The 6,706-nt window shown below is 68.4% G+C and carries 7 protein-coding genes; 2 read left to right on the forward strand and 5 right to left on the reverse strand.

All coding sequences use genetic code 11. The annotated features are described in order from the left end of the window. Positions 1 to 870: DEAD/DEAH box helicase (locus AB4Y84_RS09630; RefSeq protein ID WP_442250062.1), on the reverse strand; the 870-nt coding region annotated here is incomplete at its 3' end. Positions 871 to 1,139: 269 nt separating this feature from the next. Between AB4Y84_RS09630 and AB4Y84_RS09635 the strand changes: the two genes are divergently transcribed. Further along, positions 1,140 to 1,361 carry an RNA-binding S4 domain-containing protein gene (locus AB4Y84_RS09635; RefSeq protein WP_025877723.1) on the forward strand — a complete coding sequence of 74 codons (222 nt, stop codon included), beginning with the start codon at positions 1,140 to 1,142 and terminating at the stop codon, positions 1,359 to 1,361. Positions 1,362 to 1,376: 15 nt separating this feature from the next. Here the strand turns inward: AB4Y84_RS09635 and ubiM are convergent, their stop codons facing one another. The 4 genes from ubiM to AB4Y84_RS09655 form a co-directional block, all read right to left on the reverse strand. Beyond that, positions 1,377 to 2,555, reverse strand: a complete 1,179-nt coding sequence (gene ubiM / locus AB4Y84_RS09640) for a 5-demethoxyubiquinol-8 5-hydroxylase UbiM (RefSeq protein WP_442250063.1) — start codon at positions 2,553 to 2,555, stop codon at positions 1,377 to 1,379. 80 nt (positions 2,556 to 2,635) lie between these two features. Continuing rightward, complete coding sequence (locus AB4Y84_RS09645) at positions 2,636 to 3,025, reverse strand: MAPEG family protein (protein ID WP_312112989.1); 390 nt, start codon at positions 3,023 to 3,025, stop codon at positions 2,636 to 2,638. A 12-nt stretch (positions 3,026 to 3,037) separates the two neighbouring features. Continuing rightward, on the reverse strand, positions 3,038 to 3,583 hold the full coding sequence (locus tag AB4Y84_RS09650) for a DUF4019 domain-containing protein (protein ID WP_032975755.1): 546 nt from the start codon (positions 3,581 to 3,583) through the stop codon (positions 3,038 to 3,040). A 58-nt stretch (positions 3,584 to 3,641) separates the two neighbouring features. After that, the gene (locus AB4Y84_RS09655; protein WP_442243771.1) at positions 3,642 to 4,805 is read right to left on the reverse strand and encodes a hypothetical protein; all 1,164 of its coding nucleotides are present in this window, start codon (positions 4,803 to 4,805) and stop codon (positions 3,642 to 3,644) included. Between the two features lie 509 nt (positions 4,806 to 5,314). Here AB4Y84_RS09655 and AB4Y84_RS09660 point away from each other — a divergent pair. After that, positions 5,315 to 6,706 (forward strand): AlkA N-terminal domain-containing protein (locus AB4Y84_RS09660; protein WP_442250064.1); only part of this gene is annotated, 1,392 nt, incomplete at its 3' end.

Genomic DNA, 6,706 nt, shown 5'->3' on the forward strand with positions numbered 1-6,706 from the left:
GGTGCGCTCACGCTGCGCCTGCTGCATGTCACCGTTGATGGCGGCAGCGGCCAGGCCACGGGCCTGCAGCTTGCTGGCCAGTTCCTCGGTGCCGGCCTTGGTGCGCGCGAAGACGATCATCGCGTCGAACGGCTCGACTTCGAGGATGCGGGTCAGCGCGTCCAGCTTGTGCATGCCGCTCACCCACCAGTAGCGCTGGCGGATGTTGGCCGAGGTGGTGGTCTTGGTCGCGATGGTGACTTCGACCGGGTCCTTCAGGTAGGTCTGCGCGATACGACGGATGGCCGGCGGCATGGTGGCCGAGAACAGCGCCACCTGGCGCTTCTCCGGCAGCTTCTTCAGCACCGCTTCGACGTCGTCGATGAAGCCCATGCGCAGCATTTCATCGGCTTCGTCCAGCACCAGCGTCTTCAGCTCGGACAGGTCCAGCGTGCTGCGGTTCAGATGGTCGATGACGCGGCCGGGGGTACCGACCACGATGTGCACGCCGCGGCGCAGGGCCGTCAGCTGCTGGCCATACGGCTGGCCGCCGTACACCGGCAGCACGCGGAAACCGGGGATCTTCGAGGAATAGGACTGGAACGCCTCAGCAACCTGGATGGCCAGCTCGCGGGTCGGGGCCAGCACCAGGGCCTGCGGCTTGATCTGCTGCAGGTCGATGTTGGACAGCACCGGCAGCGCGAAGGCCGCGGTCTTGCCGGTACCGGTCTGGGCCTGGCCCAGCACGTCGCGGCCTTCCAGCATCGCCGGGATGGTGGCAGCCTGGATCGGCGACGGCGTTTCGTAGCCGATGGCAGTGACAGCCTGCATGACAGAATCGGACAGGCCGAGCTGCGCGAACTGCAGCTGCGCTTGGGTTTCTTGGGACATGGGGAACTCCGAAGGCACTGCCACGAGCATGGCAGGCGAAAAAAAAGGGGGATTCCGCGCTTTGGGCGCCCTTCTTATCGCGTGCCCTGGCGCTGCTCGGTTGGAGCTGAGGTTTTACTCGCTCAGAGCGGAATGATACCGCACTGTGCCTGAACAAGGTGTACAGGAAGCCAACGGCATGCCTTTACGGCCCGCCGTGGCGCACAATAGGCGCCCATTTTACCGCCGCGGGCCCTGTCCTGCAGCGCCTGCCCCAGGAAACCCGTTCCATGCAGATCCTCGAATTCGACCTCGACGGCGATTACGTCGAACTCAAGCAGTTGCTGAAGCTGGCCGACCTGGTCACCAGCGGCGGCGAAGCCAAGATGGTCATCAGCGAAGGTCTGGTGCTGGTCGATGGCGAGGTCGAGCTGCGCAAGGCCTGCAAGATCCGCGCAGGCCAGGTGGTCGAGTTCAACGACAGCCAGATCCGCGTCCTGGCCGCCGCGTAAGTCACCGCGTGGCCGTCAGGCCACGCGCTGGGTCAGGTGGGCGGCAATCAACTGCCGGAACGGTGCCACCCCCTGCGYTACCCGCAACCCGGCCGCCCGCAACAGGCGCGCCGGACGGCGGTCGTCGGTATACAGGCTGGCAATCGCATTGGTCGCTTCATACAGCGGCCGCGCCGCCAGCCGATGCCCGCGCTGGTAGCGGCCCAGCATGCCGGCCGCGGCGATGTCCGCTCCGCGTCGCTGCTGCTCGGCAATGCCCTGCGCCAGCCGCTGCGCGCTGGCCAGGCCCAGATTGAAACCATGTGCGGTGACCGGGTGCATGCCCACTGCGGCATCACCGATCAGTGCCGAACGTTCGCCGACGAAGCGGTGCGCATACACCCCGACCAGGGGATAGGCCTGTGGCGTGGCCACCGGCTGCATGCGTCCCAGGCGGTGTTCGAAGAAGCCGCTGATGGCCTCCCCGAACGCGATCTCATCCATCGCCAGCAGCGCTTCGATCTGCCGCGGCGGCAGCGTGATCACCGCCGATGCCTGGCCTTCGTTGAGCGGCAGCAGCGCCATCGTGCGGCCATAGCCGAACCACTCCCACGCCGTGTGGTGGTGATCGCGTTCGACCTGCATCCTGCAGACCAGCATCGATTTGCCGAAGTCACGCATCTGCGCACCGATGCCGAGCATGCGGCGGGTGCCGGAGAAGCGACTGTCGGCACATACCAGCAGCCGCGCATGCAGCTCGCTGCCATCATCCAGGCGCACCACGTGGCCCTGGCTGTCGGCGCATACCGCCTGCACCTTGCGGCCATCAAACAAGTCCAGCCCTTCCTGGCCCTGCACCGCCTCCCAGGCCGCGCGGCGGATCAGATGGTTGGGCACCAGCCAGCCCAGCGGCTGGCCATCTACCTGGCTGCTGGCGAAGGTCAGCGCGAAGGGCGAACCTCCGTTCAGCACCCGCGCGTCGCGCAGTTCGGCAACCTCGGCTTCGGGCAGGCGCTGCCACAGGCCAAGCTGTTCCAGGCTTTGCCGCGAGGCATGGGTCAAGGCGATTTCGCGGCCGTCGAAGGCCGCCTCGGCCAGGGCCTGGCGCGGCTGTGCCTCGACCAGCCCCACCTGCAGGCCAGTGCTGGCCAGCGCGCGCGCAAAGCAAAGCCCTGCCGGTCCGGCACCGATCACCACCACGTCCATCCTGCGCATGCGCGCCTCCTGCCGTTGATCCAGTCGCGGCCAGCATAGCGCCGCGTGCCTGACCGGCCTTGATCTGGATCAGCTGCGCGTCACAGCAGCGCGAACACCATCGCCAGGATCGCCACGATCGACACCAGCCAGACCAGGCTGCGCACATAGGGCACGCCGGCTGCGTACAGCGGCAGGTAGACAACGCGTGCCCAGAAGTAGACCTGCGCCGCCAGCGCGGTGGTGTCGCTGCCACGCCCGGCCACCACCACCGCAATCGCTGCGGCGGCGAAGAACGGGAAGGTCTCGAAGAAGTTGGATTGCGCCCGCTGCAGTCGTCCAGCCAGTGGACTCAGCGGCTTGGACGAGTCGTCACGTGCGGAGGCGTTCCATTTCATCCCGCGCTCGCGGGTGACCACGGTGGAGGCGGCAAAGATGTAGACGAAACCCAGCAGCATCGCCCACGCCAGCATCGTCAGTTCGGTGGCCATCGTCGATCTCCGTCAGGGGCTGGATGCGCGCAGGCTGTAGCCGGCCAAGCGCCAGGTCTGGTCTTCGTCGAAGCGGAACGACACCAGCTCGCGTACCGGCTGCGCGCTGTTGGCGAAACGGGTCGGGAAGCTGACGTTGATGTACAGGCCCTCGGGCACGGCAGCACCTGCAGCGTATTTCACGCGGGTGATGGTCGGCTGGCCACGCCCGGCCAGCGCGCCAAGACGCGTGCGGTCTGCGGCAAGCTGGCTGACGAAGGCCGCCTTGGGCACTGCGCGGCGGGCAACCGCCGAGGCGCCGTCCCACAACTCACCGGCCCGATTGGCGTCGACCAGTTGCGCGGCCTTCAATGCGGCACTGCCCATTTCCGCGTCCTGTTTCTGCACCTGCGCCTGCTGCGCCGGGCTCAATGCCGGCGCGGCAGCAGTGGCCGGCTTCGCGGCCGTCGGTGCGCTCGGCGCGGGGCGAGCCGGGGCCGGTGCAGGCGTGGCCGGCGCCGGCGTTTGCGCCAGTGCAGCCAGGGGCAACAGGGACAGCAGCAGGAGCACGCGCTTCATGGACACCGCCGGTTCGATGGAAAGAACCGCAGTCTACGCCAGCGCAGTGAGTGGGCCGTCAGCGCGCTTGCACGCTGCCTTCCACCGCACCCGCCTCGGCCTGCCCCGCCGGTGCCGCCGATGCCGCGGGCAGCTGCTCGGCCACCGGCGGCTGCTCCGGCGGTGCCGGTGGCAGCGTAGCCACGTCGATCTCCGACAGCGGGCTTTCCTCCGGGCACACCGGGTCGGGGAAGCCGAAGCGCTGCTTCAGCGACTGGCCACAGCTGTTGATCGATTCCATGTCGGCACCGTCGCGCTTGCACTGCTGGTCGAACGCCACCAGGAACGCATCCTTGCGCTGCACGAAGTCGTCGCCGCAGGTACGCATCTGCTTGATCCGCTCCAGGTCGTCCTGCACGGCGTTGGTCCCGTCCAGGCCGTACTGGCGAAGCTCTTCGGCAGTCAGCAGGCGCAGGCTGCGGTTGGGCACGGTCATCATCAGGTCGGCCACGCCTACCGCCACGCCATTGCGCTGCAGATAATCCTTCACGTTGTCATAGACCTCGTGCAGCTCGCGGTTGAGTTCCGCGCGCGAAGTGGCCTTGGAACTGATGCGCATCATGCGGTGGATGCCGACCTTGCCGGTCAACAGGCGGTTGTCGCCGGCAGCCAGCACGAACACGCAGGCGCTGTGGCAGATCGAGCCCTCGCGCACCCAGATGGTCCAGCCGGATTCGCCGATGCTGTCGCCGGCAACGATGGCCGATTCCACCTGGCCACCGCTGGAATCCAGATCCAGGATGCGCTTGTGGATCTGCAGCTCGTCGGCGACCACGGCCAGCCGCCACATCATCTCGGCAAACCCGGGGTTGATCTTGCCGTTGTAGCGCACGCGCAGCAGGCCACGCTCGGCGCACGGCGCCAGCGCCTGCTTCAGCTGTTCGCGCTGCAGGCCTTCCAGTTCAATGCCATCGCCGCCGTCGCCGGCGTAATCGGTGGTGCAGCTGACCCAGGCCTTGCCGTTTTCCAGCTGCGCCTGCGGCCAGGGCCGATCAGCCCGGCTGCGTGCCTGTGCCGGCGGTGGCGGCGCATCGGCGGCATTGATCGACACCATGTTTTCGCCATCGCTGGCCGGAGCCCGCGTGGCCTTGTCGGCAGCGGTTACGTTGCCAGGGTTCTCCAACTGGCTGCAGCCCGCCAGGGCCAGGCACAACAGGGGCAACCAGCGGAGTTTGGCGGACATCGGGCAACCGGATTCAGACAGGCAAGAACCACAGTCTACCCGTCCACGACGCGCATTCAGCGCCCGCCACTGAACCTGTTCTGACCCTCTGCCCCTGTCATTTCCCGTCCCAACGTCATCCGACATCCCCTCCACGCATGTCGTGGATCTACCGTATCAACCAAGGTCGCCCCCCCACCAACAGCCGCGKGAAACTGTCGAAGGCGGGGTGGGTCCGGTTGCAGGGGTGTCCGCGGCATGGATGCCGCGGCCAAGCTTACAGGGGTGAGGGCGCTTTGCTTGCGAMGCACTGCTTCGCAAGCGCCCGAACGCACAGCCGCCAGCGGCTGGGCCGGGCCCCGGAGGGGGACTTGCAGCGTCCCCYGCAACCGGMYCCACCCCGCCATCCCACGGATAGCCCGCTGTTGCTGTTGCTGTTGAGGGTGCCGGGCGCAGCCCGGCCAAGCCCCTCCAGCATCCATGTCCGAATATGGCGAGTACTACCGCCCGCAGGCGCCTAGACTGGCGCCATGGATACCGCACTCGCCCTCGACACCGCCGCATGCGACCGTGCCCGCCTGGCCCGCGATGCACGCTTCGACGGCGTATTCTTCACCGCCGTGCGCAGCACCGGCATCTACTGCCGGCCGGTGTGCCCGGCGCCGCCACCGAAACCACGTAACATCACCTACTACCCCACGGCTGCTGCCGCTGCGTCGGCCGGCTATCGTCCCTGCCTGCGCTGCCGCCCCGAGCTGGCCCCGCTGGCACAACAGGCGCTGGCCGGACAGGCCGTGCAGCGTGCCCTCGCGCTGATCCATGCCGGCTTCCTGCAGGACCAGCCGGTGGCCGAGCTGGCGGGAAAGATCGGCCTCAGCGCACGCCAGCTGCAACGCCTGTTCGTCGAACGGCTGGGCGCAACGCCAGGGCAGATCCACGCAACCCATCGCCTGCTGCTGGCCAAGCAGCTGCTGACCGAAACCACGCTGCCGGTGACCGACGTGGCACTGGCCGCTGGTTACAACAGCCTGCGCCGCTTCAATACGGCGTTCCTGCAGGGCTGCGGCATGGCGCCCACCGTACTGCGTCGCCAACACCATCCGCTGGCCGCCGACGATGGCGGGCTGGTGCTGCGCCTGGGCTATCGACCGCCGCTGGATTTCCCCCGCATGCTGGCCTTCCTGCGTAAGCGCAGCCTGCCCGGCATCGAACTGATCGGGGAAGACAGTTACCAGCGCGTGTTGGGCACAGCCGAGCGCCCCGCCCTGCTGCGCGTCACCGCCGACCCGAAGCGGCCCGAGCTGCGCCTGCAACTGGGCGCGGTCGACCCACGCCTGATTCCGGACATCGTGCGCCGCGTGCGCCGTGTGTTCGACCTGGACGCCGACCTGCAGCAGGTGCACGCAGCGCTGGGCGACGAACCGCTGTTGGCGCGCGGCATCGCCGAGCGCCCCGGCCTGCGCGTGCTAGGCGGATGGGACGGCTTCGAGGTGGGCGTGCGCGCGGTACTGGGCCAGCAGGTCAGCGTGGCCGCGGCCACCACGTTCGCGCGCCGGCTGGTCGATGCCTACGGTGCGCACCTGCCCGGCATGCCGTCCGAATTCGACCGTCAGTTTCCAGCGCCGGACGTACTGGCCGACGCGCCGCTGGAATCGATCGGCCTGCCACGCAGCCGCGCCGCCACCGTGCGCGCCCTCGCCGCAGCCTGCGCGAGCGGCCAGCTGGACTTCGGGCCGGGGCAGGCACTGGAGGAATTCGTCGCCCGCTGCGTGGCCCTGCCCGGCATCGGCCCGTGGACGGCGCAGTACATTGCCCTGCGCGGGCTGGGCCAGCCTGATGCCTTCCCCGCCGGTGACCTGGTGCTGCAGCAGGTGCTGGGCCACGCGCAGGGCCAGCGTCTCAGCGAACGCGCCACCGAGGCC

Source organism: Stenotrophomonas sp. 2YAF22 (assembly GCF_052114665.1).
GTDB lineage: Bacteria > Pseudomonadota > Gammaproteobacteria > Xanthomonadales > Xanthomonadaceae > Stenotrophomonas > Stenotrophomonas indicatrix.

Coding starts and splice junctions, on each gene's coding strand:
- AB4Y84_RS09655 (WP_442243771.1), bottom strand. CDS start 4,805: ATGTCCGCCAAACTCCGCTGGTTGCCCCTGTTGTGCCTGGCCCTGGCG.
- AB4Y84_RS09635 (WP_025877723.1), top strand. CDS start 1,140: ATGCAGATCCTCGAATTCGACCTCGACGGCGATTACGTCGAACTCAAG.
- AB4Y84_RS09645 (WP_312112989.1), bottom strand. CDS start 3,025: ATGGCCACCGAACTGACGATGCTGGCGTGGGCGATGCTGCTGGGTTTC.
- AB4Y84_RS09650 (WP_032975755.1), bottom strand. CDS start 3,583: ATGAAGCGCGTGCTCCTGCTGCTGTCCCTGTTGCCCCTGGCTGCACTG.